Genomic DNA, 24,581 nt, shown 5'->3' on the forward strand with positions numbered 1-24,581 from the left:
CATAGTAAACGTTTAAAAGCCTGTTGATTGGAGTGGAAGGCGCGAAGACTCCTGCGGGAGCAGCGGGACAGGTGAGACCCCGCAGGAGAATTATGCGACGAGGAGGCTCACCGCCCGCCCCGCGGAAAGCGAAGCGCCTGGAACGGAAATCAACAGACCCCATTAACAGGCCAAATAAAAAAATAACTGCAGGCAAACTCGATTTCATCGAGTTTGTCTACAGTCTGAGCAGATCCAAAATGGACCTGCTTTTCCTAATAATTTACCAAAGCTTATATCCTTTTGATCCAGGCGGTGCGTTTTGGATCATATCAATGAATGGAATTGTGTAAGCGAAAAGAATCAGAACTACTGTGATACCTATCCATAGCTTCCAGTTTTCGAATACCATTGGAGTTCTTTCTGCGTTATCAGTAACTTCGCCAACAGGGAATTCCTGCTCACCTTTAGGTGCATAGAAAGCAAGGTTTATGAAAATATACAGGACTAAGATGATGCCAATGAACAGGATTGTTCCGCCAACTGCCTGGGCAATTTGGTAAGGAATCCACTCAATAGCCTGTGCTGATTCACCGTAAGTTGAGAAAGATGAGCGGCGTGGAGCTCCTAAAAGGCCAGCAGCGTGCATTGCACCTGACATGAATGTCATACCGACTGCCCATGTAAGAGCTTGGATGATTGCCAATCGGTTCATTTTTTTAGTTAATATTCTTCCAGTTAAGTGAGGTACCAGCCAATAAGAAATGCCAAAGAACGTAAGAATTACAGCTGTTGCCAATGTTAAATGGAAGTGGCCTGTTACCCAAATTGTATTGTGGACAACCTGATTCAATTGGTGAGAAGCGTTAACCATACCTCCGGCTCCGGCAGGTATAAAAGCTACCATTCCGATGAAAGGCACTACGAATCTGGCATCACCCCAAGGCAGTTTTTTAAGCCATCCAAACAACCCTGTTGCTCCTTGCGAACGGCCGTACATTTCAAATGTGCCAAACATTGAGAAAGCAGTCATCAATGAAGGAATTACTACAAGAAACGTAAGAATTACTTGCAGGAATTTCCAAGCTGGATCAATACCTGGCTCCATCAGCTGATGGTGGAAACCGACAGGGATTGAGAAAAGCAAGAATAGAATGAAAGACATACGAGCAAGGGAATCAGAGAAAATTTTGCCGCCAATAATTTTTGGAATAATAGCATACCAGCACATATATGCAGGCAGCAGCCAGAAATATACAAGCGGGTGGCCGAAATACCAGAAAAGAGTACGGCTGATTAAAACATCGATAGTATCTACCAAACCTAATGACCAAGGAAGCATTTGCAGAAGCACAGTTGCCGCTACCCCAATTGTGGCGACAATCCACATAAGAGTATTTACCACAACCATAAAGCTTAATAGCGGGCTAGGTTTGCCAGGATTATGCTGCCGCCATCTAATATAAGATGTAAGCATGGCACCTCCGGCAATCCAACTTCCTACAACCACTAGTGTTAAGCCTGTGTAAAAAATTGGATGGGCCATTAGAGGTGCATAGAATGTGAACAGCACGGAAGCTTCGTTTAGCAATATCATCGCAGCGGCCATGGCAGTACCGATTGTCATTATCCAGAAACCAATCCATCCAGTTTTCCGGGCCCTATTTGATAACGTTCCGGCAGTGCGGCTAATGACCGCGAATTGAAATCCTAGAATAAAGAAAGTAGTCAAAACAAGTCCTAATAATACGCCGTGAACAGTCAATACTTGATAGTAGCCGATTCCGTATGGCAGTTCTACTTTACCTGAACGGACAAGAACCTGAAGTAAACCGGCGAGGCCTCCAAGTGCAAGGGCAGTGAATGCTACATAAAAGTGTGCCATTGAAAGCTTGGCATCACGTGGATCAACTTTTACTTTTTGTGAAGAGATCATCATTTTTCAACCACCTCAATTCGGGAGTTCATCATATGGTGACCAGCTCCGCAATATTCGTTGCATAAAATTAGGAATTCCCCATTTTTATTGAAAGTAGCGACCTTTTCGCTTACGAAGCCTGGCTCAAGCATCATGTTAATATTAGTTCCAGCAACCTCTAAACCATGGATAACATCCTTTGTGGTAGCGATAATCTTCACTTTGGAACCCTTTGGAATTTCAACTTTTCCAGGGTTATACGCAAACGCCTGTGCAACAAATACAAGTTCATAATCCCAATCCTGGCCCTCTATCTTATGAAGACCTGGCTTGTCGAATGGTTTTGTTTTATCAATTTTTTCCGGATCGATAGTCGTTAAACAGCTTGGCGGCTGGTTGCCCATATAGAAAGCGCTAACACCAAGGACTGTTAGAAAAACAAGCAATGATCCAATTCCGAAAATGAGCCATAATTTTTCAAACTTATGCATATGCATGGCTTTTTCCCCCTAAATTTATCTTTATAGACGCTCTAGAAATAAAAAATATACACTTACCCAAGTTATAATCAGAATAAATCCAAGTGTGAAAACTGAAGCTAAAGTTCCTTTAAGGGATGAGTGGTCATCGATATTCGTTTTTGTTTTATTTTTTAATTGTGGCTGTGCCATTTTTATCACTCCTTTCTAGAAAATAGAAAATTGATAAATACATTTACATGATACAAAACAATTTGTTTAAATCCAGACGGTTTTTTTTATTTCACAAAGTGTTCAAAGCTAACTTAATAACATCATAATAGGGATAAGTTGATGTAACAGTGATTTTTGTCACAGTAAGACCCTGTAAGATGTGAAGGATATGTGAAGTTTTAAAAGGGCAGCTCCTATACCTGAAAGAAAAAAGATATAAGCTGAGAAGATAAAGCAGGCGCTGAACTTTCAGGATGCAAACTAAGTTTGAGATAGAATCTCGAAAGAAATCGTTTATGGTTGAATCAACAAGCGTTTATTTTGCACTTGGCGACATTGTCAAGAAAGATGTTACAGTAATTGACCTTGCAAAAGGGTTGCTGGAAGTCTTTCAGCAATAATTCTGAATTTATCTTTAATATTCTTCCTGCAAAAAGGAGCAGTCTCTGCAATAATTCTCTGGAAATAGGAAACAAAACCTGTACATGTGAATAGAATAGGTTAATATCAAACAATATGAGGGAATGTGGGATTTTGGAAAAAAAATATTGCATTCATTGCAGGGCAATTTATACAGTAGAAACGCAATGCAGCCGTTGTAAACCGGGCACACTTAAGCCTATCATTATTGAAGTTCAGAACAACCCGAAAAAGAAGAAGTAGTGGGATGTTTTCTCCCTTTTAAATTGTCTATCTTAATCAAAAGTGATTTAATAGTAGAAGATTAAAGATAGGAGTGGTTTTAGATGTATTTACCTACCTTTCGGCTAGATGGAAAAACCGCTATCGTAACGGGGGCAGGCCGGGGAATTGGAAGAGCAATTGCAGTCGGCCTGGCTGAAGCTGGTGCAGATGTTGCGATAATGTCGAGAACGGAAAGTGATTTGCGGGAAACTGCAAGGTTGATTGAAGCTGCTGGCAGGAAAGCCTGCATGTTGGCTATGGATGTCACTGAACGGGATCAGGTTCAGAAAGCTGTTTCTGTCGTTATCGACGAGTTTAAAGAGATTAATATTTTGGTTAATAACGCGGGTATGAATATAAGATCAAAGGCCCTCGAAGTGACAGATGAAGAGTGGCAAAAGATCATGGATACCAATTTGAAATCGGCATTCATGATGTCCCAGGAGATTGGCAGAACAATGGCGGATAACAAAAATGGTGCCAGCATTCTTTCCATTTCATCAGTAGGCGGCCACACAGCTTTAAGAACAGGAGTGGTTTATGCGGCTACTAAGGCTGCCATGATTCAAATGACTAAGGTGCTAGCGCTGGAATGGGGAACTTTCGGAATTAGAGTTAATAGCCTTGGACCATGGTATTTCAAAACGCCTCTAACTGAAAAACTGCTGAGCGACGAACAATATGTAAATGATATTCTCGCAGTCACCCCTCTTAACCGGATTGGGGAGCTTTATGAAATAGTAGGGCCTGCTGTATTCTTGGCAAGTGATGCGTCCTCATACATAACTGGACAAACTTTATTTGTAGATGGCGGCATGACGATAAAAGGATTTTAATGATTAAAAAGCTGTTCAATACAGAAAAGGCAGAAAAAGGGGGCTACCCCGTTCGTTGCCAATCCATCTGTTCTGAACAGATGTTTTCTTGAAAAACAGAACAATTCCATGTGAGAATTGTTCTATTAATTCACTTCCATCATCAAGATTATCCGCAGTTCACCGATTTCGGGAAAACCAATGGGTAAGCTGAGTGCTTTTTCAAAGCCGTACAATTTCGCTTTCCCTACAAGTACTGTTGGGGGAGTAATGTCCATTTCTGTGCCTTGTCCGGCGATGTTGGTAGCCAGATTGCCGGCAATCATATTTCCAAGCTCTCCGGCAAAGGACTCAAGCATTCCTCCTTGAATCGGCATGCCGAACATCGATTCTCAGATTTTGCCTATCGTTTCTTCTGCCCCTTCAATTATCAGCCTTCCACGGATATCTCCCGTCATTCCAATAAGCACCCCTATTGATTCGTGCTCAACCGGCTGTACAATGAGCGCAGGTTTTCCAACTTCTATTGAGAGCGGGATTACAGATTTAACAGAATCAATTGTCCCGTTTAAAACATTGGTGATTACAACGCTAGTCATATTAAACCCCCGAATTTTTGTATATTCCCTATCATAGCAAAAAATTTGAAATTATAGCACCGAAAATTAGTATAAACCAGTAACTTTGACACAGGTCATTTGTACTGGCGGGTAAAAGTTTATTTTTCCACGAAAGAGGTTATAATTACCCTGTATAAATTGAAGGGATGATCCTATGCCATACATTCTATCTGCCTCCCATATTGAACTGCCGCATAAAGTAAACCAGGATTCCGCAAGGGAAATTGCGAAAACCATGTTTAGTTCTTCCTATAGAGACATCGACAGGCTTCTTCGCGCCTTTGAAAACGGGCAGGTGCAAACCCGAAACTTTTCAAGTCCACTCGAATGGTTTAAAGAAAAGCATACTTTTGAAGAGAAAAACAACATTTATATAGAACATTCCGTGAAATACGGGTATGAAGCGATTTATGAATGCCTTAATAACCGGGAATTTTTAAGTGAAACGGTAAATCCAAGAGAAATAGATGCATTTTTCTTTATTTCCAGCACCGGTATTGCAACCCCTTCCGTTGACGCTCGGATCATGAACCATATCCCTTTTTCCAAAAACTTGAAACGGATTCCGATTTGGGGACTAGGCTGCGCAGGGGGAGCTGCGGGTCTTTCGAGAGCGTTTGAGTATTGTAAAGCGTACCCAAAAGCCGCTGTGATTGTCCTGGCAGTAGAACTTTGCAGCCTGACCTTCCAAAAGGACGACATGTCTAAAAGTAATTTGATTGGTACTTCTTTATTTTCGGACGGAATCGCCTGTGTTTTAATATGCGGGGATGAAAATGAGAAGCTTTCGGATGTAAAGCTTCCAGCAGTTCCAAGGATCCTCCAGACACAATCCGCCTTAATGCCAAATTCCCTTGATGTAATGGGCTGGGAGTTGAAAAATGAAGGGCTGTTTGTTGTTTTTTCCAAAGACATTCCATCAATCGTCAAAGAATGGCTTAAGCCAATAGCTGAAGAATTTCTGGCTGAAAACAGTTTAAGCCTTAATGACATCCAGCATTTTGTTGCCCATCCCGGCGGAAAGAAAGTGATTGAAGCCTATCGGGATTCCCTTGGCTTCTCGGACGGTCATACTGAAACATCAATGGAAATTCTCCGGGAGTACGGAAATATGTCATCTGCAACCATATTGTATGTACTGGAACGCTTTATGAAAAAGCGTATTATTAGAGGAGAATACGGGCTGGCTGCCGCACTTGGACCCGGTTTTTCATCAGAAATGCTGCTAATGAGGTGGGAATAATGCTGTTCGGTGGATTTATTGCCATTGTCTGCTTGCAGCGCCTTGCAGAGCTATTCATTGCGAAGCGAAATGAACATTGGATGAAACAGCAAGGAGCCATTGAATTTGGAAATAACCATTACCGATGGATGGTGGCGATGCACCTCGGTTACTTTTTATCACTGATCATAGAAGTATCGTTCTTTAGGACAGGTATCTCTCCAATATGGTGGCTTTGGCTGGCTATTTTTATTGCTGCACAGGCAGGAAGAGTGTGGTCGCTTTCTTCCCTGGGCAGGTATTGGAATACCAAAATTATTGTTATGCCAGGGGCGAATGTTGTAAAAAAAGGCCCTTACAAATTTATTAAACATCCAAATTATATTATTGTAGCAACAGAAATTCTCGTGATGGCACTATTATTCAATGCTTATATTACAGCGGCATTATTTACATGCCTGAATCTTGCGATGATGGGTGTAAGGATACCTGCAGAAGAAAGGGCACTTAAATCATTGACAGATTATAGCACCGTATTTAATTCTGAAGAACACAATTCATAAAATGTTCTGAAAAATAACCATTGAAAATGATTATCGTTAATGATACAATTCTAATTGAAGATGATATTTATTCTCAATGAATGGAAAAGTTTTATCATTAACGAAAAAAGGATGTGCTTTCATGATTTGGTTATTTATTGCCCTTACTGTCGTTACATATAGCTTTGTGATGGTTTATGTGTTGAATAATATACAAAAGCCTGCCAAACGTACTGCCCAAGCCTTTGCTAATACTACATCCCATAACAAACGAAATAATTTCATACCAGCCTCCCAAACCAGGTAGCCAATGCCTGGTTTTTGTTTTAGGCTCTGATAAACTAGTCTGTTGATTTCTGCTCTAGTGGAGGTTCGGAAGCCTCCTCGGCGGGGGTCTTCCTTGACCCGCTTTTCCCTCAGGAGTCTCGCACCTTCCGCTCGAATATAGAAAAGCAAAGCCCCCGGACAGAGGAAGAACGGCTAAGTTCGCCACGTCCTGTGGCAAACGCCGTTCTGACTCACATCCTGAAAAAAGGAACGTCGACTAAGTTCTGGTACTACCTGTGCCAAACGTCGACGCCAGCACATCCTGTGCAAGTCCGACAGAGTTGTGACGGCTTTTGGTCACAATACAGCATAATCCAAGCGCTGACAGAAGGCGCTTTTTTCCTTTTCGAAGTCCTGTGGCAACGTCGGCACTAGCACGTCCTTTGCGTCGACCTGGGAGCGGCAGCTAGACATCAACGAAGTGTTAGAATCAACAATGAGCATTATCATAGTATGGTTTAATTAAACTTAGCAGGTAAGGATTGGGCAGTTCTTGATCTGGCTTCAGTAAATAGCTCATTGTATAGAGGGAATGTTTCACAGAATTATTTCTGATTTTCATGCAAATTAGGCTCACCTTTAAGGAAAAAAGTTATTTTTACGGAATTGCGGCTATTTTCATGTAACTTTAACCGCCTAAAATTGCTGTTTATCTATAAATAGCTTACGAAATCGTTTACAATAGAATGTATTAAGTTCAAAACAAGGGGTAATGGATTCATGATGCAAACTTCTGCTGTTCAGCATGGTCAGCTTAGCAGGCTTGGAGAGCTGTACAGGAAATTCACCATAAGCGGGGATACCCGCAATGCTGATAAAATGAAACAATTAATGAAAAAACTTCATAATGAAGAATATATCTTTGCTTTTTGCGGCCATTTCTCAGCCGGTAAATCAAGTATGATTAATTTTTTGATGGGCGATCAGATTTTGCCGTCAAGCCCTATACCAACAAGTGCCAATACGGTAAAGCTTCAAAAAGGAAAGGACTATGCAAAGGTTTATTTTAACAATCAGCCTCCGGTCCTTTTTGCTGCTCCCTACGATTTTGCTGCTGTAAAGGAGTACTGCAAGAATGGTGACCAGGTGGCTTCGATTACCGTCAGTTCAAGCAGCTTTCCGCTGCCGGAACATGTAGCGGTAATGGATACACCAGGTATCGATTCAACAGATGATGCACATCGGGTATCCACTGAATCGACGCTCCATTTAGCAGACATAATCTTTTATGTGATGGATTATAATCATGTCCAATCCGAAGTGAACTTTTTATTCGCCAGGGACATGGTGGAAGCAAAAAAACCCCTATATCTGATTGTGAATCAAATTGATAAGCATGACGATTCGGAATTAAGCTTCGAAACCTTTAAACAATCCGTTCAGAAGGCATTTGATAACTGGGGTGTTAAACCGCAGGGCATTTTCTATACATCTTTACGAGATTTGGAAAATAAAAACAATGAAATAGCCAGCGTTAAAGAATTAATAGCAAGGATAAGCCAAAAGGATAATGAAAATTCAATCAGCCTTGCTGCAAAGAGGCTTATATTTGATCATGCTGCCTGGCAAAAAGATCAAGATGAAGAGGCGGAACGCCAGAGCTTTGAACTGCTTGAGCAATTAGATGATGGGGATTTAGAGCAAATAAGCGGGAAGCTGGCTGCACTAAAGTCTGAAAAAAATGAATTGAGTGCCAAGATCGAGCATCTGGAGGCCGGCTTTACGCAAGAATTAGAAAAGGTCTTAAAGAATGCCTATATTATGCCAGCCGAAACACGGGAATTAGCTAAACAATTCCTAGAAGCAAACCAGGCAGATTTTAAAGTGGGTTTCCTCTTTTCCCGTAAAAAAACAGAGGAGGAACGGGAACGAAGACTGTTGAAACTGAAAAATGATCTGGTCGAGCGGGTAACATCGCAGCTGCTCTGGCATATTAAGGAGCTTGCAGCCCGGACATTAAGATCCTCAAGTATTATAAGCTCTGAGCTTGAAGCAGCGAGCCAGGCAATTGAGCTTGAAATTACAGAACAATTAATCCGCAAGCCTTTGAAAACCCAGGCCGGAATTACAGGGGAGTATGTCTTAAATTACACGACTGACCTGGCGGATACCATAAAAAAACAGGCAAGGAATGCGGCTGCCACCTTTGCCAAGAAGGTTTTCACGTCTGCACAAACTCAATCGGAAAGCAGACTTATTGAAATAGAGAAAGAATTGGATGGCCTTCAGAAATATGAAACTGCCATTCATAATGCTGAAAAAGTTGAGCGTTTGGCAAATATCGAGAAAGAACAGCTGCTGTCAGTCTTAAATGGGATACATCCACCAGATAGCGCTGATGATGCTGCAGCCCTTTTAAAGCAATGGGAAGAGGATGACAGGAATGAGTCAATAACAGAAAGCGGTGAAATGATAAAGATTCCTTCACCAGCCATTGTAGAAACAAAGGAAGAATCTCCGCTTAACATAACAGATAAACAGCCGGATAGAGATATTTCAGCTATATCAGGAAAAGAAAGACTGGCAATGACGGCGGAAAATTTGATTGCAGCTGCGGATCTTGTATCTCCCTTAAAAGGCTTCCAGTCACTATACAAGGAGCTCAAAGACAAAGCTGAACGGTTAAAAGGGAAAACATTTACTGTAGCTCTGTTTGGGGCTTTCAGTGCCGGAAAGTCCTCCTTTGCCAATGCACTAATGGGAGAAACGGTGCTGCCTGTTTCCCCTAATCCTACAACCGCTGCAATCAATAAAATAAAGGCGCCAAAAGGGGAAATGATCCATGGTACAGCATGTGTCCGGCTTAAATCGGAACAAATGATCCTTGCGGATGTCAGGCTTGCTTTATCTGCTTTCCAGTATCAGGCAGATGATCTCGATCAGGCGTTTGAAACCTCCCGTCTGCTGACAAAAGGGGAATCCTTGAATGATAAAGGCAAGACTCAGTTAGCATTCCTGAAGGCATTTTCAGCCGGACTGCTATTGCACCGCCCAAATCTGGGCGCCGAGTTATTGGTGGGGCTGGAAGAGTTTAAGATGTATGCGTCAAATGAAACCTATTCTTGTTTTGTCGATGAAATTGAGCTATATTACGACTGTGAGTTAACTCGGCAGGGCATGGTCCTCGTCGATACTCCTGGAGCGGATTCTATCAATGCGAGACATACTGGAGCCGCGTTTGAATATATAAAAAATTCGGATGCTATTTTGTTTGTAACCTACTATAATCATCCTTTTTCCCGTGCGGATAGGGAATTTTTAATTCAGCTTGGCAGGGTAAAAGATTCGTTTGCCATGGATAAAATGTTCTTTCTAATCAATGCGGTTGACCTTGCAGGTTCTGCCGAAGAGCTTAACGACGTAACGCTTTACGTCAGAGATCAGTTAACCAGCTTTGGAGTCCGTTTTCCTAAGCTTTTCCCGGTTACCTCAAAAGGAGCCATAACAGAAAAAAAAGGCGAACCATTTATTCACCACTTTTTACCTGATAGCGGACTGAAAAAGTTTGAAAACGACTTTTTGTCTTTTATTGAAAATGATTTAACAGAGCTGGCAATCCAGTCTGCCATTGGCACCCTTCTAAGAACGGAAGAACTGCTGATGCAAGTTGTCGACGCCTCCAAACAGGATGAACTGACAAAACAAAGGGTACGGATGCAGCTGGAAAGTGAACTTGCCAGCATTTTGGAGATTATTAAAATCCTATCTGCTGAAACAGACAAACAGCGTCTTGAAAAAGAGGTTAATGAGCTTGCGTACTATTGTATTCAGCGGGTTTTTCTAAGATTTTCAGATTTCTTTAAGGAATCGTTCAATCCTGCGGTACTTAAAGACGATGGACGTGACTTGAAGGCTGCGGTACAATCTGCACTCAGAGAGCTCCTTGGATTTCTTGGTTTCGATTTCGCCCAAGAAATGCGGGCAACAGGGCTGAGGGCTGAAGTATATATGGAAAAATTGATTAAGGAAAAAGAAGCAGAGCTGCTTAATAGGATAAAAAGTATCCGTAAGGACGCTTCCTTAAGCGATTATGAACCCGGAAAAATGGACCCGCTGGAGTTCAGTCCTGCTTTTGAAGGAACGGATGAAAGCAGCTTCAAACATGAGCTGTCCATATTCAAAAACCCGAAATCTTTCTTTGAAAAAAATGAAAAACAAAAGATGAGTGACAGTTTGCATGAAACGTTAAAACCATTAGCAAAGGCGTATGTGGAAACCGAGTCTAACCGGATCTATAAAGCAGCGGCAGACACACTTGCTGCTGAAATCGAAGGGTTAAAAGAAGAGCATACACGTGAAATAAAGGATATGTACCTGGGACTTCGCTCAGCAATGGAAGAGACCGCAGACATACCATTATACGAAGAGGCACTAAAGATAATTAGAGAGCGAAACAGAATATAACTGGAGTTTTACACTATCAATGTAAGCTGGAGGCGTTTATGATCGCATTCCGGCTTTTTTTTAGATTTAAAAGGAAGAATAGGCTTTGATAAAGAATAGTATTAGAAAGGAAGATTCCGGCTGGACTATTTCGAATTAAACTAAGGGAGTGGTTCCGATGAAGTATTTTATTGAAGCAGAAACACTGTTGCAATGGTTGGAGAAAAAGAATGTTAGGGTTGCAGACTGCCGTTTTCGTCTCGGCCACAGGGAATACGGCCGGTCAGAATATGAAAAGGAGCATATTCCGAGAGCAGCATTTTTTGATATAGAAAAAGACCTGTCAGCCCCGAAGCAGGAGCATGGCGGACGACATCCGCTTCCAGATATTCTTGAATTTAAAAGTAAGCTGGAAGCTGCTGGCATTAGTAATGATACTATTGTGGTTGGCTATGATAATGGGGAGGGGTCGTTTGCATCGAGGTTTTTATGGATGATGAATTATATTGGCCATACTGATACATATGTTCTTGATGGCGGCTTTTCGGCTTGGAAACACAAGGGGTATCCCACAGATGCCGAGCAGGCTGTTTTCGAGCCTGGCAATTTCTCGATTTCTCTCGACAACTCAATCTACGCTTCCTATGAGGAAGTGAAGCAGGCTGTTGAGCAGAGAACAGATACTATACTAATAGATTCGCGTGAAGAGAAGCGCTATCTCGGCATCGAAGAGCCAATTGATGCGAAGGCGGGGCATATTCCAGGAGCAATCAATAAGGATTGGATTCAAGGCTTTCAAAATGGCCATTTTTTGGCCGGCACAGAGCAAAAGCAGCGGTTTACCGAACTTGATCCAAATAAAGAGATTATCGTCTATTGCGGGTCAGGGATAACAGCAGCTCCTAATTATATCGCTTTAAAGGAAGCCGGATTTAAAAAAGTAAAAGTCTATGCAGGAAGTTTCAGCGACTGGATCTCTTACCCTGAAAATCCGATCGGGACATTAGCTGAAAAGAAGAATTAATCAAAAAGAAATTGATTACATCCCGCCAGTTTTATAAAGGAAAAGTGGGTCAGTGATGTAATTCTTGCCAAGAGTTTTTGATAAATCCGTTTTTCTCTGTTTTAAGTCAGTGTAACCCCCTTGCCGCTTATTATAGATATATATGGGTTCTTTCGAAGAACAGCAAAGGGTTCTTACATATATCCCAAAAACGTGATAGAATAGAATGATATGATTTTTTTTGGGGTGATTAATTGTGATTGAAAAAGAGGTTAAATCTTCGTTTCTTCTGGTTGATGGGATGGCCTTATTATTCAGGGCTTTTTACGCCACGGCGATTACCGGCCAGTTTATGATAAATTCTCGGGGAGTCCCGACTAACGCTGTTCAAGGCTTTTTGAAGCATATGCTTACCGCGATAAAACATTTTCAGCCCTCACACGTCGCTGTATGCTGGGATATGGGAAGCCAAACTTTCAGGAATGAAATATATGCTGAATATAAAGCAAACAGGGGAGAAGCTCCAATTGAAATGATGCCGCAGTTTGATTTAGCGAAGGAAGCTGTCGAAGCGTTCGATATACCTAATATTGGCCTTTCAGGTTTCGAAGCTGATGATTGCATCGGCACCATAGCAAAAGCAGCTATGGAACACTCACATGTTTACATTCTTACAGGGGACCAGGATATGCTTCAGTTAATTGAGGACCAAGTTTCGGTGGTGCTGCTAAAAAAAGGCTATGGGAATTATGAAGTTCATAACCCGGATTCCTTTTATGAATGGAAGGGCATTGTTCCAAGGCAAATGATTGATTTGAAAGCATTGATGGGGGATTCAGCTGATAATTATCCTGGGGTAAAAGGAATAGGTGAAAAAACAGCATTGAAATTGCTCCAGCAATTTGAATCGGTTGAAGGAATATTGGGAAATGTCCATGCATTATCCAATTCTCAGCGTACAAAGATTGAAGCAGCTGTTGAAATGCTTCACTTATCCAGAACATTGGCTGAAATTAAATGTGATGTTCCAGTTAGCTGTTCACTTGAGGATGCAAGCTACGGCTACAATTCGGATAAAGTAAAAGCACTGCTTGATTTCCATGAATTTAAAACAATTCAGCGAATTATTTAACGATTGCCGCCAGGACAGTTGTCCTGGCGGTTTTTTCCTTTATCTTATAAAACTCTTATTTAGCGTTTAGTATTGCTGCGCTTTGCTTTATTTTCAAGTTCACTCTTTGGATTATATGCGGCTGATCTGCCTGTATGCCCCTGTGGAATAACGCCGCTGAACGCCTCGGTGCCTCTGTTTCTGTTTTTGCTCATTTTCTATGGCCACCCCCTGTTCTTACTTTACCCTCAAATTATCTTTTCTATCTGAAAGAAATTTCACATCTTTATGATAAGCGAATAAGCATTTATAAACAAACAGTCAAGGAGGACACACAGGGACTTTAGCATCAAATAAACTGCAGCTTTTGTCGAAAATGAATAGGCAAACCAGCTGAGTTGAGGTAAAATTAAGGAAGAATTAGGTACGATAAAAAGAGAGGATGTATCTGTGGGGAAATCGGTTGGGGAATACGTTAGTTACCTTGAGTCGAAAGGGTTTTCATTTGGTGAAGATGCGATAGGTTTTATTTTTTTTGGGAAGCAATACACAAATGCAGAAGATACACTGGTAAACGCAGCAATTGAAGTGACGCTGAAAGCCCAGAAAAAATTTGATGGAAGTTTCTATATCTCTTTGCTGGAATCCATGAAAAAAAGCAATATAAGCACACATTCAGATGCCGTTGCTTTCTCAAGGGAACGCGGGCTTATATAAGGGGTTTTAAACATTAGGGTATAAAAATAAGGAACTTCCTCACATGGAAGGTCCTTATTTTTTAACTAATTTTCGATATACTTTCCATTTCCCGCTCACTCTTCGTTTGCGGCAGTTCAGAAAAAATCATACCAAAAAAAATTAAGAGACATCCAGCAATGGCCATTGGCCCCAAACGTTCATTGATCCAGATAAATGAAGTGGCTGCCGCGAAAACCGGCTCCATTGAAAAGATAAGTGCAACCCTTGTCGGTGTTGTGTATGTTTGAAAATAGGTCTGCGCAAGGAAAGCAAATGCAGTTGCGAGAACGGTTGTGACAACCAACGCGCCCCACACATCAGGCTGAAGCATAACCGTTATATCAAAAATGACTGAAATGTCTTCAAAGAATAGGGTGAAAACGAATGAGAGCAAGGCAACCGTAAAGATTTGGACCATTGTTAAACAAATTGCCGAAAATTTTGCGGCGTATTTTGCAGTAGTAACAATATGCATCGCAAAGCTTAATGCACATAAAAAGACAAGAAAGTCACCAAAGTTTATGGCGGAACTTCCGACCATTGTCATGAAATATAGCCCCGATGTAGCCAGTGCCACGCCAATCATCGCGTTCCTTGAAGGCTTTTGTTTCAGCAAAAGGAGAGAAAATAGCGGAACGAGTACAACGCTAAGTCCGGTAATAAACCCTGTCTTTGAAGGCGAGGTCGTAAGCAGGCCAAAGGTCTGGAATGCATATCCCAGAAACAGCCAGCCTCCGAGCTTCATACCGGAGAAAATCAGATCTCTTGAAAACGCAAGTGTTCTGCCCGCCCTCTCGTTTTGGCCTCTTCGAAGAACTGCCAGATACCAAAGGCAAAGCAGCAAAAAGGCGGCAAAAAAGCGGACAAAATTGAAACTAAAGGGCTCCAGAAATGAAATGGCATTTTGGACCATAACAAACGTAACACCCCAGATAAAAACAACAAACAATAACGTTAGATCAGCGGCCATAGTTTTATTCATTATGACCGTCCTTATTCATGCGGATGGCCCTGCGTGCGAGCTCATCTGCGGATCTATTTTCTATACTGGGAATCCACTTAATAAAGAAAAGGCCAATTTGTTCTGAAAGCTTAACTGCTTTTTCAAATAAAGGCGCATACCGTTTGTTTTTGACAAAGTTTTTTTCGAATGCCCTGTTGATTAATTCAGAATCAGTACGGAATGAAACGGAGCTGTACTCGCGTTCAAGGCATATTTCCAGGGCTTTTATCAAAGCATGGTATTCGGCCTCGTGGTTTTCCATTATACCAAGCGGAATGGAATAGCGATCTACTTCGCCATTATTTTTAATAAAGATCCCGGCCCCGCTTGGTCCGGGGTTACCTGCACTGGCCCCATCTATATAGACCTCAATCATCTAAAAACCTCCAGGATAAAATATCTGATTAAGTTTACCACATTCAAGCCTGTTTTCTGCACACTTTTAATAGAAAAAAACACTTTGTTTTGATACGGGCAGATTGGTATATAATTAGAAAAGACACCTTTAATGTAGCTCAATTGGAAGAAATCTGGTACCGTTTGTAAAAATAATCCAAAGGATGCCCATGGGAAGAGGCGGTGAATGCAAAGTGAATGTTATGATTCAATGGACATATTCGATGGCAAAAAGACCAGAAGCGGTGTTTACTTCTGAGTATATGAAGGCCGCCGCAGCTCTGCTCGTATTGGAGGACCTCGAAAAAACCGGAAGGGTAAAGAACGTCGAATTTAAAGATGAAATCGGTACGACTTGGACTAAAAAAGAATTAGTAAAATTGCTGACCGAGATGAAAGAGGAACCGCAGGATATTATCGTTTATTTTGATGGCGGCTATGTTAAGGAAGATGGAATGGCTGGTGCAGGTATTGTCATATATTATACACATGGAAAAGATAAACGTCGTATCAGGATGAACAGGCTGTTAGAAGAACTTGACTCAAACAATGAAGCGGAATATGCAGCCTTTTACGAGGGTGTAATTCAATTGGAGGTGCTGGGAGTCCACCATCAGGCTGTAACCTTTAAAGGAGATTCCCAGGTTGTTCTAAACCAGCTTTCAGGTGATTGGCCATGCTTTGAGGATACATTAAATGCCTGGCTTGACAGAATTGAGGCCAAATTGAAACAGCTTGGAATACGGCCGGTATATGAACCAATTCCAAGAAAAGAAAATCAGGAAGCCGATAAACTGGCAACACAAGCCCTTAAGGGAGAATTCATCTCCAGCACAATTAATTTAACACAAACTTAAATCGGCAAGAATTCCGGGAAGTTTAACGAAAAGCCATATACTATTAACAGATTTTTTACCTTCATAAGAACTGGATAAAGGAGACAATATGGAAAGAAAGTTGCTTTATGAAGATGTTGAAAATATATTATCTGAGTATTGTAAGGAGTGTTTTGTAAAATCACATTTTCGCAAGGAACACGGAAGGCGTTTTGCTCATAAGTTTTGCATTTCCTCATGTACGGTAGGAGAAAAATTAAAACTTATAGGGGGAAAATTATCGAAACAATAATGTAAGTCGAACAATAAAATTCTCAAAGACCCAGCGGCCCTCATCTGAACCTACAAAGTTGAACCAAGGAAAAAACACCGTTTATGTTGTATAGATATTCTATATTACATGAGGGGTGTTTTTTATGGGGTCAAGAGTGCATTACTATTTTTATGAAGTAAAGTGGAAAGGCTTAGAAGCGAAACAAACCGGGATGGTCACATAGGGAGAACATTGAACAGATTGGTATAAAAAATGTTTCAAAGATAAATAATGAATAAAAGGGTATAGAACGGGCCAAATCTATAGGTTCTCACAAGTAAGATAGCAATATTCCTATGGTAAAGGACAAGGGATCTAATTCTCAAATCCGTGGGTCAGTTTACAATTAGATTATTTTTTATAGTTTAAGATTTTCTTGCACCATTGTTATGCATTTTCCCATAATTCCTTTGCAATATAGTAAATAAGAATATATGGAGACATACTAGGTAAATCATACGAAGAAATAGAAGCATTAAGAAGAGAATCGATTATTTAATCTTAAGAAAAAAAGACACAAAAACGAGCGCCGGAATAATTTCAGGCGCCCTTTTACATTTTACACTTGATTAATCATTATTCTGCTTTATTTGAGCTATCCCCGTCAGGAGGCGAAACCATTTCCGACGGGTTCTTTATCGAGAAGAATTCCCGCAGCATGAGACTGTTGTCGGTTACATCGGCCAAAGAATATTTATCAAGCACCTGCAGAAATGCCTCGAGTGCTGTATTAAATATATATTTTAATGAGCAGACAGGGGTGATCAGGCAATTATTGTTATGTTTTTCGAAGCATTCGACCAGATAAAAATCTTCCTCCGTTTTTCGGACGATTTCCCCTATATTAATTTCAGATGCTGGCCGGGCAAGGCGTATTCCTCCATTCCTGCCGCGGATCGTTTCTATATAACCCATTTTCCCGAGATTATATATTATTTTCATTAAGTGATTTTTTGAAATTTGATATACTTCAGCGATTTCTTTTATATTCGCCAGCTTATCCTCCGTTTGAGAGGCGAGATACACCAATACTCTCAATGAGTAGTCAGAATAGCTAGTTAAGCGCATATTTTCTCCCCAATACTGTAAGTTCTTAAGGTCTATATTAACATACATTTGCTTCGTTCATAAATAATTCACATAAAAGATGTATTTCTTATATTGCTTTTAACAAATACCTAATTTACTATTAAACATGTATTTAAAATATTACTTTTAGCTAAAGGGGAAATAATGATGCTATCAGAACAAACTATTAAAATAGTTAAATCAACTGTCCCGGTATTAGAAGTAAAAGGAACTGAAATTACAACCGTATTTTATAAAAACATGTTTAAAAAGCATCCGGAATTACTACATATCTTCAACCATGCCAACCAGCAGCAGGGACGGCAGCAGGCAGCATTAGCGAATACAGTATATGCTGCAGCGAAAAATATCGATCAGCTGCATGTCTTAATACCTGCAGTGAAGCAAATTGCACACAAACACCGCAGTTTGGCAATAAAGCCGGAACATTACCCGATTGTCGGAGAAAGCCTTCTTGGTGCGATAAAAGAGGTTCTGGGAGATGCGGCAACCGATGAGATAATCAATGCATGGGCAGAAGCATATGGAGTGATTGCTGATGTTTTCATCAATGTTGAAAAAGAAATGTACCAGGAGGCTGCTGAACAGAAGGGCGGCTGGATCGACTACCGCGATTTCATAGTGGCTGATAAAGTAAAAGAAAGCGATGTAATAACCTCCTTTTATTTAAAGCCTGCTGATGGAGGAGAGATCGCTTCATTCCTGCCTGGCCAGTACATTACGATCCGCTTGAAAATGGCTGGTGAAAAGTTTATGGTCAACCGCCAATATAGCCTATCCCATATGCCAGGCAATGAGCATTACCGCATTTCGGTCAAAAGAGAAGCTGAACCAGATACTCCTGAAGGCAGAGTATCAAACTATCTTCATGATAAAGTCCAGGCAGGAGATATAATTGAAGCAACAGCCCCGGCGGGTGATTTTATTTTAGATCAGAATGACCATAACCCTGTATATCTGATCAGCGGTGGTGTTGGAATTACCCCGTTTATGAGCATGATTCACTGGATTGCAAATGAGCAGCCAGAACGGGAGGTTCATTTCATTCACGCTGCCAGAAACGGAAATGTGCAGGCGTTTAAGGAAGAACTCGCTAATTTAAAGGGGGATCTGAAAAACTTTAAATTATCTTATATTTATGAAGATCCAACTGAAGCTGATTTGCAAAATAGCCATTTCAGCAAGCAAGGTTACATTGACAAACAATGGTTCTCTGAAAATGTTAAAGACAAACAGGGCCAATTTCATGTATGCGGCCCAGTGCCATTCCTGCGTGCAGTTGTGCTAGGCTTACGCGATTTTGGAGTAGAGCAGGATCACATTCATTATGAATTCTTCGGCCCTGCTTTGAATCTGGAAGAAAACTAGGAAGCAAAAGGATAGTTTTGTGTTGCGAAAAGGCATTTTGATAGTGAATTGTATACAAAACAATATAGGATTTAGCAAAAACGCATGCACTTGATCATAAGGCCAAGTGCATGCGTTTTTGCTGTTTTAATAAAGTCTAATTAATAGAACTTTTTGATTACAGGAGGGACCTGTTTTCCGGTACCTGCCAATCATTTTATTGTCATACAGCCGCATGGGAGTAATGCATGCTTTTTTTTGCATAACTGCAGCGCTTCTGGCTTTTGTCTGAAAAATTTATATTTTACAGGTCAAAAGAACCGTATTTTACCTTGTAAGCTTTCCTGGATGCAAATTATAGGAATAAAGTTATATAGCTAGCTAGGAGATATGGTTTTATTTTCCTGTTTTTGTATTTTTCATTCCTTTTTACTGCCGCCATAATCGTCAGTCAGTGTAAAATGGATTTACCTTTTGATGAGGAGAGAAATAAAAGATGAAAAGATTAGTACCTGTATTTACAATTCTTCTATTATTCATAACCGGCTGCGGCAAAGCGGAAGAAAAAGCCGAAGCTGAAGCAAAAAAAGCGCCAGCAGAGGAATCCAGCAAGAACAATGATACTGCATCAGATGAACAGGAAGATACAGAGGATACTGCATCAGAAAATGAAGCTGCTGCTAAAGAATGGCCGGCTTCCTTCAAAGCGGAGAAGGACTTCATCCTACCGAAAACACTTGAGGAAGCAGAGAATATGGAACCGGGTGAATGGTGGGAAAAAATAGAGGATAATGAGTGGAAGGATTCGGACCAATTAAAGCTTGCAGACAAAATCGGGGAAATCGATTCCCAGGATATTAGTGAAGAGAAACGGGCGGACCGTGTCACACAGCTTCTTTTCAAATCACTTTATCCTGAACTCCTGGTCTTGGTGCATTCCAGCCTAGAGAAAAAGTCTCCCTGGTAACCCTTGATACGGGTTCCAACCTAAAGCTTAATGGCAGGGAAGTGAAAGAAAACATAAATGTAGCCATCATTTTGGATGCTTCAGGCTCCATGAACGCCAAGCAGGGTGGCAAAACGAAGATGGAAATAGCTAAAGAAGCCATTAATGGTTTTGTAACAAATCTGCCTGAGAACACGAAGGTTTCTTTTACAATTTATGGTCATAAAGGATCGGGGGACGACAAAGATAAAAAGCTTTCCTGCTCAAGCGTCGAAGAAATCTATCCAATGAGCACTTACAATACAGGCGCCTTTAGTAAAGCATTAAATGCTGTTAAACCAAGCGGCTGGACGCCGATTGCTGCCTCTTTGATTCAGGCTGGTGAAAAGCTTAAGAACTTTGACAGCGCAGTGAATACAAATATTATGTATCTAGTTTCGGACGAAAAAAGAAACGTGCGATGGAAAACCTCAGGAAGTTGCTGCAAATCTGGCGAAGTCTAATATTAAGCCGATAATAAATGTTATCGGGTTTGGAGTGGACCAATCAGATCGTTCCAGTTTGGAATCTATTGCAAATAGTGCTGGAGGAAGATATATTTCAGCAGAAAGCCAGGCTGACCTTGAAGAAGAATTTGAAAAGTCCAATGATTCCATCAGCAAATGGATTAGCTGGTCCAATGAACATACAAGCGATCTGATTTCATTGAATAACAAGACAACAAGCAGGCTGATTTCTTTTGACAATACAGCCACCAGTGTATTGATTCGTGCTGATAATGAATATGACATGGATCCGGATGTATACGATATAGTAAATGAAGCTCTTGATGATTTTTACCGGGAAATAAAGGAACAGGCAGATGATGATTACCGGACCAAGAAAGAGACAATTGATGAAACATATAAAACTACCAAAAATACAATAGATCAAACATACGAACAAAATACAGGAAATTGAATTTACTGTACGGTGTGCGACTTTTCTTCATTGAGAAAAAGTTTGAAATAATCGAATTTGGTATTTTATAACTAACTATTGTCATTATATAGCAAAAAGGTACATCACTAGTTAAAGTGGTGTACCTTTTTCTTTAATATGGGTGGGAATATAGTTCCTTGTTGGTTATATAATGGACTCTTTTGTTTCAATATTGCTTAGACGGGCAGTTCGAGGATCCTTGTATCCGCCTTTTGACTGGTGGTCAATGGAGATTAAGATGATGACTGATGCAAAGAGTAGGATGAGCTTCTTCAATTTGATTATCTTCTTTCTAATAAATTATTTTTTTAACTTAAAATTATAATGAAATATGTAATAATCATCCAGTAAAAAGTATAAAAATGGCAAAAAATAAGGATAGACCATACTTTTTTATTGCTTCTACATTATTAAAAGTTAAAAGAGTTAGACAGAGTTGTGTTAAAATAAAAGACTATTATAGTTCTAACATATAAAAAAACACCGTTTCATTTATAAAAAGCAGGTGAGGAAAATGAATAGATTAATTATTGCAGAAAAGCCATCTGTTGCGAAAAACATTGCAGATGCTTTGAAGATAAAAGGCAGAAGCGATGGATATTTTGAAGGAAACGGCTACATTATTACATGGGCATTCGGCCACCTTCTGCAGCTTTTTGATGCAAAGGATTATGATGAGAAAATGGCAAAGTGGAATATGGAAAACTTTCCTTTTATTCCGGGTGATTTTCGCTACAAAGTAAAAAGTGATCCCCGCAGCAAAGGGAAAGAAGATTTCGGTGCCAGGAAGCAGCTTAAAATTATCTATAGCTTAATGAAACGCAATGATGTGAATATGATCATCTCTGCCTGCGATTTTGACCGTGAAGGGCAGATTATTGGAGATACCATTATTTATAATCTTAACACACAAAAACAGGTTTACCGGCTTTTGTTAAATGAGTGGACACCTGATGAAGTATTAAGAGGGCTTCAGCAAATCAAGCCAAATACGGAAATGAAACCTCTTCAGGATGCAGGCATGGGCCGCCAGTGGGCTGATTGGGTGATTGGGATCAATTTAACCTCAGTGGCTACATTAAAGTATCAAAAAGGCAAGGGGAAGGCGCTGAATATAGGCAGAGTTCTTTTGCCGACATTGAAAATTATTTATGACCGGGATAAAGCCATTGAGAATTTTAAACCCGAAGAATACTTTAAACTGTCTGCTACCTTTAAGACGGAAGATGGAAAAGAGTATGAAGGCACCTACTTTGAAAAAGAAGAGGATAAATTTAAAAACAAAGAAACTCTGGAAGCTATTGAAAAAGCACTATTGAATCAAACCGCAGCAATAAAGGACAAACAGGTAGAACGGAAAAGAGAGTTTCCTCCATATTTATTTAATCTTTCAAATTTGCAGGGGTTTATAACAAGCAAATACAAAGGCTGGACCTCAGATAAGGTATTAAAAGTAGCCCAATCACTTTATGAGAAAAAATATATTACCTATCCGCGGACAGCAAGCGTTGTGTTAGAAGAAAGCCTTGTAGGCAAAGCAGCAAAAGTATTGGACAATCTGAAAAAAGGGTTGCCATATGAGAATGAAATCAATTTTTCAAAATCGAAGCGGATATTTGATAATTCTAAAGTGGAAAGCCATAGTGCCATTATTCCAACCTATCTGATCCCAAAATCCTTAACAAAGGATGAAGAGATAGTGTATACAGCTATAAAAAATCGCTATATTATGCAATTCATGCCTGTTGCGGAACATGAAGAAACCAAGATCATGTCGCAAATCAACAATAGTGATATAAAGGGTATATTTATCTCTAAGGGCAGGGTGCAGCTTGTTGAGGGATGGAAAAAGGTCGAAAAGATTGAATCCAAGGATACTATACTGCCGCTTGTAAGTGTAAATGATGCTGTTAGCATTGTTGACCACAAGCTGACTTCTCATGTTACAAAACCGCAAAAGCATCATACTGAAAAAACTTTATTAAGAGTGATGGAAACGTGCGGAAAAGGCCATGAGGATGAAGAAAGTGAAGAAATGATGGAGGCCATTCTTAGCGGCTACAGCATAGGTACACCTGCTACAAGAGCCGAAACCATAAAGAAGCTTAAAGATGTTGGTTATATTGATACCCAAAACAAAAATTTAATCTGTACTGACTTAGGAAAAAGACTGGTTGAGACTTTTCCGGTAAAGGATTTATTTGATTTGGAGTTCACGGGGCGATTGGAAAAAACCTTGTCAGATATAGAGAAACAAAAGTTTACAAAAGAAAACTTTTTGAACCTAATCTTTGATTTTACTGCGAAGTCTGTCAATAAAATAAAAAATGAAAAAGATATCATTATCAATGAAGTGACTGCTGAAAAGAAATCAATTGAGATATTAGGGAAATGTCCAAAGTGCGGTCATGGAATTATAGAGGGCCAAAAAGGCTTTGGCTGCAGTAATTGGAAAAGCGGCTGCAAATTTGTTATATGGAAGAATGATAAATTTTTAGCAACGATGAAGAAAAAACCAACGAAGACAATGGTTAAAACGCTCTTAAAAAATGGTGTAGCACCTGTTAAAGGCTTAACAAGTAAAAAGGGAAATAAATTTGACGCCAACCTCCGCTATGAAAAAAATCTAGAAAATGAATATTATAGCTGGAAGATGGAATTCCCAAAATAAATCTATTAAGTTATACAAAAAATCGTCTCTAAAGGCGATTTTTTTTACTATTCATATATGAAATCGAGCACGTCACTGGTTAACGCCAATAAAAATAAAACTTTTTTGACTTTGATTAAACTAAACTTATGGAAATTTTACAGGGTTAATAGATTGACATTAGTTGCATAACATACTATTATTGTCTTGAATTAAGAATATATTATTTAAAAATATATTTTTTAAACAAACTAGATTAACAGAAGGAGCAAAAAAAATGACAAAAGTTTTATATGTAAAAGCTAATCCGAAGGCTGATGAGTATTCTTATTCTGCACGTTTGGCAAATGCATTCCTGGATGCATACCAAACTGAAAATCCGGATTCACAAGTTGAACTGCTGGATCTTTATCAATCCAACATTCCGCTGATTGATGCAGATGTATTGAGCGGCTGGGGAAAACTTGCTGCAGGAACTGAGCTTTCAGAAGCAGAAGCAGCTAAAATAAATAGAATGGGTGAGTTGGTTGACCAATTCGTTGCTGCAGACAAAGTTGTCTTCTCAGTACCTTTCTGGAACTTCGGATACCCTCCGTTATTAAAGGCTTATATTGACTCTATCGCTGTGGCAGGAAAAACTTTTAAGTATACAGAGAACGGCTCAGTTGGATTAGCTGGCGACAAAAAAGTTGCGATAGTTGAGGCGCGAGGCGGCATCTATTCTGAAGGCCCGTTAATGGAACTTCAGCATACAGAAAGCCATCTGAAAGCAGTTCTTGCATTCTTTGGAATCACTGATGTTACAGTCGTTCTAACAGAAGGAATGGCTGCGGATCCTGCAAACGCCGACAACATTTTTGCTGCTGCAGCTGAAAAAGCTCGCGAAGCAGGTTCTAAATTTTAATTTATTTTAATCGTTCCTCAAAAGGACCCTGTCAGTTTTAAAGTGTACCCTTTGTAAAGGACAGTCTTAAAAAAAGCTAGGC

Annotated in this window: 25 protein-coding genes and 1 pseudogene; 17 read left to right on the forward strand and 9 right to left on the reverse strand. The window is 40.1% G+C overall.

From position 1 onward, the window contains the following. Positions 1-262 precede the first annotated feature (262 nt). From D0469_RS19185 to D0469_RS19195, 3 genes are read right to left on the reverse strand one after another with little or no spacing between them, the layout of a single operon-like run. Positions 263-1,915 carry a b(o/a)3-type cytochrome-c oxidase subunit 1 gene (locus tag D0469_RS19185; protein WP_407675757.1) on the reverse strand — a complete coding sequence of 551 codons (1,653 nt, stop codon included), beginning with the start codon at positions 1,913-1,915 and terminating at the stop codon, positions 263-265. Beyond that, entirely contained in the window at positions 1,915-2,394 is a 480-nt protein-coding gene (locus D0469_RS19190; RefSeq protein WP_117328344.1) for a cytochrome B5, read from the reverse strand. The genes D0469_RS19185 and D0469_RS19190 overlap by 1 nt, the downstream gene beginning before the upstream one ends. 24 nt (positions 2,395-2,418) lie before the next feature. Continuing rightward, on the reverse strand, positions 2,419-2,568 hold the full coding sequence (locus D0469_RS19195; RefSeq protein WP_117328345.1) for a cytochrome c oxidase subunit 2A: 150 nt from the start codon (positions 2,566-2,568) through the stop codon (positions 2,419-2,421). A 275-nt stretch (positions 2,569-2,843) separates the two neighbouring features. Between D0469_RS19195 and D0469_RS21240 the strand changes: the two genes are divergently transcribed. Together D0469_RS21240 and D0469_RS19200 are read left to right on the forward strand one after the other, a co-directional pair. Further along, on the forward strand, positions 2,844-2,990 hold the full coding sequence (locus D0469_RS21240; protein ID WP_158553592.1) for a hypothetical protein: 147 nt from the start codon (positions 2,844-2,846) through the stop codon (positions 2,988-2,990). A 345-nt stretch (positions 2,991-3,335) separates the two neighbouring features. Then, a complete protein-coding gene (locus D0469_RS19200) occupies positions 3,336-4,109 on the forward strand; it encodes an SDR family NAD(P)-dependent oxidoreductase (protein ID WP_117328346.1) in 774 nt (257 codons plus the stop codon). A gap of 125 nt (positions 4,110-4,234) precedes the next feature. Here the strand turns inward: D0469_RS19200 and D0469_RS19205 are convergent. Continuing rightward, positions 4,235-4,687 (reverse strand): annotated as a pseudogene (locus D0469_RS19205) (chemotaxis protein CheX). A gap of 175 nt (positions 4,688-4,862) precedes the next feature. On the opposite strand from D0469_RS19205, the gene D0469_RS19210 reads away from it, so the two are divergent. From D0469_RS19210 to D0469_RS19230, 6 genes are all read left to right on the forward strand, one after another. Then, on the forward strand, positions 4,863-5,951 hold the full coding sequence (locus D0469_RS19210; protein ID WP_117328347.1) for a type III polyketide synthase: 1,089 nt from the start codon (positions 4,863-4,865) through the stop codon (positions 5,949-5,951). Next, positions 5,951-6,493: an isoprenylcysteine carboxyl methyltransferase family protein gene (locus D0469_RS19215; protein WP_117328348.1), complete on the forward strand. Its 543-nt coding sequence runs from the start codon at positions 5,951-5,953 to the stop codon at positions 6,491-6,493. Before D0469_RS19210 ends, D0469_RS19215 begins: the two co-directional genes overlap by 1 nt. 121 nt (positions 6,494-6,614) lie before the next feature. Next, positions 6,615-6,779, forward strand: coding sequence for a hypothetical protein (locus D0469_RS21245; RefSeq protein ID WP_158553594.1), 165 nt, complete (start codon positions 6,615-6,617; stop codon positions 6,777-6,779). A 740-nt stretch (positions 6,780-7,519) separates the two neighbouring features. Further along, entirely contained in the window at positions 7,520-11,203 is a 3,684-nt protein-coding gene (locus D0469_RS19220; protein WP_117328349.1) for a dynamin family protein, read from the forward strand. A gap of 157 nt (positions 11,204-11,360) precedes the next feature. Then, entirely contained in the window at positions 11,361-12,206 is an 846-nt protein-coding gene (locus D0469_RS19225) for a sulfurtransferase (RefSeq protein WP_117328350.1), read from the forward strand. Positions 12,207-12,486: 280 nt separating this feature from the next. Continuing rightward, a complete protein-coding gene (locus tag D0469_RS19230) occupies positions 12,487-13,317 on the forward strand; it encodes a 5'-3' exonuclease (RefSeq protein WP_117328363.1) in 831 nt (276 codons plus the stop codon). 59 nt (positions 13,318-13,376) lie between these two features. On the opposite strand, the gene D0469_RS19235 is transcribed toward D0469_RS19230, so the two are convergent. Beyond that, on the reverse strand, positions 13,377-13,511 hold the full coding sequence (locus D0469_RS19235; RefSeq protein WP_117328351.1) for a small, acid-soluble spore protein L: 135 nt from the start codon (positions 13,509-13,511) through the stop codon (positions 13,377-13,379). Between the two features lie 235 nt (positions 13,512-13,746). Here D0469_RS19235 and D0469_RS19240 point away from each other — a divergent pair, with 235 nt between their 5' ends. After that, positions 13,747-14,013, forward strand: a complete 267-nt coding sequence (locus D0469_RS19240; RefSeq protein WP_117328352.1) for a DUF6123 family protein — start codon at positions 13,747-13,749, stop codon at positions 14,011-14,013. 61 nt (positions 14,014-14,074) lie between these two features. Here the strand turns inward: D0469_RS19240 and D0469_RS19245 are convergent, their stop codons facing one another. Then, a complete protein-coding gene (locus D0469_RS19245; RefSeq protein ID WP_117328353.1) occupies positions 14,075-15,016 on the reverse strand; it encodes a DMT family transporter in 942 nt (313 codons plus the stop codon). Continuing rightward, entirely contained in the window at positions 15,009-15,413 is a 405-nt protein-coding gene (locus D0469_RS19250; RefSeq protein ID WP_117328354.1) for a reverse transcriptase-like protein, read from the reverse strand. Before D0469_RS19250 ends, D0469_RS19245 begins: the two co-directional genes overlap by 8 nt. A gap of 214 nt (positions 15,414-15,627) precedes the next feature. On the opposite strand from D0469_RS19250, the gene D0469_RS19255 reads away from it, so the two are divergent. Continuing rightward, entirely contained in the window at positions 15,628-16,290 is a 663-nt protein-coding gene (locus D0469_RS19255; RefSeq protein ID WP_117328364.1) for a ribonuclease H family protein, read from the forward strand. 88 nt (positions 16,291-16,378) lie between these two features. Further along, positions 16,379-16,561, forward strand: coding sequence for a zinc-finger domain-containing protein (locus D0469_RS19260; RefSeq protein WP_117328355.1), 183 nt, complete (start codon positions 16,379-16,381; stop codon positions 16,559-16,561). 597 nt (positions 16,562-17,158) lie between these two features. On the opposite strand, the gene D0469_RS19265 is transcribed toward D0469_RS19260, so the two are convergent. After that, entirely contained in the window at positions 17,159-17,650 is a 492-nt protein-coding gene (locus D0469_RS19265; protein ID WP_117328356.1) for an Rrf2 family transcriptional regulator, read from the reverse strand. A gap of 168 nt (positions 17,651-17,818) precedes the next feature. Between D0469_RS19265 and hmpA the strand changes: the two genes are divergently transcribed. From hmpA to D0469_RS19285, 4 genes are all read left to right on the forward strand, one after another. After that, the gene (gene hmpA, locus D0469_RS19270) at positions 17,819-19,039 is read left to right on the forward strand and encodes an NO-inducible flavohemoprotein (RefSeq protein WP_117328357.1); all 1,221 of its coding nucleotides are present in this window, start codon (positions 17,819-17,821) and stop codon (positions 19,037-19,039) included. A gap of 475 nt (positions 19,040-19,514) precedes the next feature. Further along, complete coding sequence (locus D0469_RS19275) at positions 19,515-19,985, forward strand: hypothetical protein (RefSeq protein ID WP_117328358.1); 471 nt, start codon at positions 19,515-19,517, stop codon at positions 19,983-19,985. Between the two features lie 41 nt (positions 19,986-20,026). After that, positions 20,027-20,467, forward strand: coding sequence for a vWA domain-containing protein (locus tag D0469_RS19280; protein ID WP_117328359.1), 441 nt, complete (start codon positions 20,027-20,029; stop codon positions 20,465-20,467). Positions 20,468-20,501: 34 nt separating this feature from the next. After that, positions 20,502-20,924, forward strand: a complete 423-nt coding sequence (locus D0469_RS19285; protein WP_142919212.1) for a hypothetical protein — start codon at positions 20,502-20,504, stop codon at positions 20,922-20,924. 165 nt (positions 20,925-21,089) lie between these two features. Here D0469_RS19285 and D0469_RS21930 read toward each other — a convergent pair whose 3' ends face one another. Further along, positions 21,090-21,221 (reverse strand): hypothetical protein, encoded by a 132-nt coding sequence (locus D0469_RS21930; RefSeq protein ID WP_267897323.1) that lies wholly within the window; start codon positions 21,219-21,221, stop codon positions 21,090-21,092. A 238-nt stretch (positions 21,222-21,459) separates the two neighbouring features. Here D0469_RS21930 and D0469_RS19290 point away from each other — a divergent pair, with 238 nt between their 5' ends. Together D0469_RS19290 and D0469_RS19295 are read left to right on the forward strand one after the other, a co-directional pair. Continuing rightward, positions 21,460-23,616, forward strand: coding sequence for a type IA DNA topoisomerase (locus D0469_RS19290; protein WP_117328361.1), 2,157 nt, complete (start codon positions 21,460-21,462; stop codon positions 23,614-23,616). A gap of 256 nt (positions 23,617-23,872) precedes the next feature. Continuing rightward, positions 23,873-24,499 carry an FMN-dependent NADH-azoreductase gene (locus D0469_RS19295; RefSeq protein WP_117328362.1) on the forward strand — a complete coding sequence of 209 codons (627 nt, stop codon included), beginning with the start codon at positions 23,873-23,875 and terminating at the stop codon, positions 24,497-24,499. Positions 24,500-24,581 lie beyond the last annotated feature (82 nt).

It is taken from the genome of Peribacillus saganii (assembly GCF_003429095.1).
Classification (GTDB): Bacteria; Bacillota; Bacilli; order Bacillales; family DSM-1321; genus Peribacillus; species Peribacillus saganii.

Bases quoted from the DNA above. Each gene is read 5' to 3' on its own strand.
- D0469_RS19230 (WP_117328363.1), top strand. From the start codon at position 12,487: ATGGCCTTATTATTCAGGGCTTTTTACGCCACGGCGATTACCGGCCAG.
- D0469_RS19215 (WP_117328348.1), top strand. From the start codon at position 5,951: ATGCTGTTCGGTGGATTTATTGCCATTGTCTGCTTGCAGCGCCTTGCA.
- D0469_RS19265 (WP_117328356.1), bottom strand. From the start codon at position 17,650: ATGCGCTTAACTAGCTATTCTGACTACTCATTGAGAGTATTGGTGTAT.
- hmpA (WP_117328357.1), top strand. From the start codon at position 17,819: ATGCTATCAGAACAAACTATTAAAATAGTTAAATCAACTGTCCCGGTA.
- D0469_RS19275 (WP_117328358.1), top strand. From the start codon at position 19,515: ATGAAAAGATTAGTACCTGTATTTACAATTCTTCTATTATTCATAACC.
- D0469_RS19295 (WP_117328362.1), top strand. From the start codon at position 23,873: ATGACAAAAGTTTTATATGTAAAAGCTAATCCGAAGGCTGATGAGTAT.
- D0469_RS19225 (WP_117328350.1), top strand. From the start codon at position 11,361: ATGAAGTATTTTATTGAAGCAGAAACACTGTTGCAATGGTTGGAGAAA.
- D0469_RS19185 (WP_407675757.1), bottom strand. From the start codon at position 1,915: ATGATCTCTTCACAAAAAGTAAAAGTTGATCCACGTGATGCCAAGCTT.
- D0469_RS19245 (WP_117328353.1), bottom strand. From the start codon at position 15,016: ATGAATAAAACTATGGCCGCTGATCTAACGTTATTGTTTGTTGTTTTT.
- D0469_RS19250 (WP_117328354.1), bottom strand. From the start codon at position 15,413: ATGATTGAGGTCTATATAGATGGGGCCAGTGCAGGTAACCCCGGACCA.
- D0469_RS19260 (WP_117328355.1), top strand. From the start codon at position 16,379: ATGGAAAGAAAGTTGCTTTATGAAGATGTTGAAAATATATTATCTGAG.
- D0469_RS19235 (WP_117328351.1), bottom strand. From the start codon at position 13,511: ATGAGCAAAAACAGAAACAGAGGCACCGAGGCGTTCAGCGGCGTTATT.
- D0469_RS19220 (WP_117328349.1), top strand. From the start codon at position 7,520: ATGATGCAAACTTCTGCTGTTCAGCATGGTCAGCTTAGCAGGCTTGGA.
- D0469_RS19190 (WP_117328344.1), bottom strand. From the start codon at position 2,394: ATGCATATGCATAAGTTTGAAAAATTATGGCTCATTTTCGGAATTGGA.
- D0469_RS19200 (WP_117328346.1), top strand. From the start codon at position 3,336: ATGTATTTACCTACCTTTCGGCTAGATGGAAAAACCGCTATCGTAACG.
- D0469_RS19195 (WP_117328345.1), bottom strand. From the start codon at position 2,568: ATGGCACAGCCACAATTAAAAAATAAAACAAAAACGAATATCGATGAC.
- D0469_RS19290 (WP_117328361.1), top strand. From the start codon at position 21,460: ATGAATAGATTAATTATTGCAGAAAAGCCATCTGTTGCGAAAAACATT.
- D0469_RS21240 (WP_158553592.1), top strand. From the start codon at position 2,844: ATGCAAACTAAGTTTGAGATAGAATCTCGAAAGAAATCGTTTATGGTT.
- D0469_RS19210 (WP_117328347.1), top strand. From the start codon at position 4,863: ATGCCATACATTCTATCTGCCTCCCATATTGAACTGCCGCATAAAGTA.
- D0469_RS21245 (WP_158553594.1), top strand. From the start codon at position 6,615: ATGATTTGGTTATTTATTGCCCTTACTGTCGTTACATATAGCTTTGTG.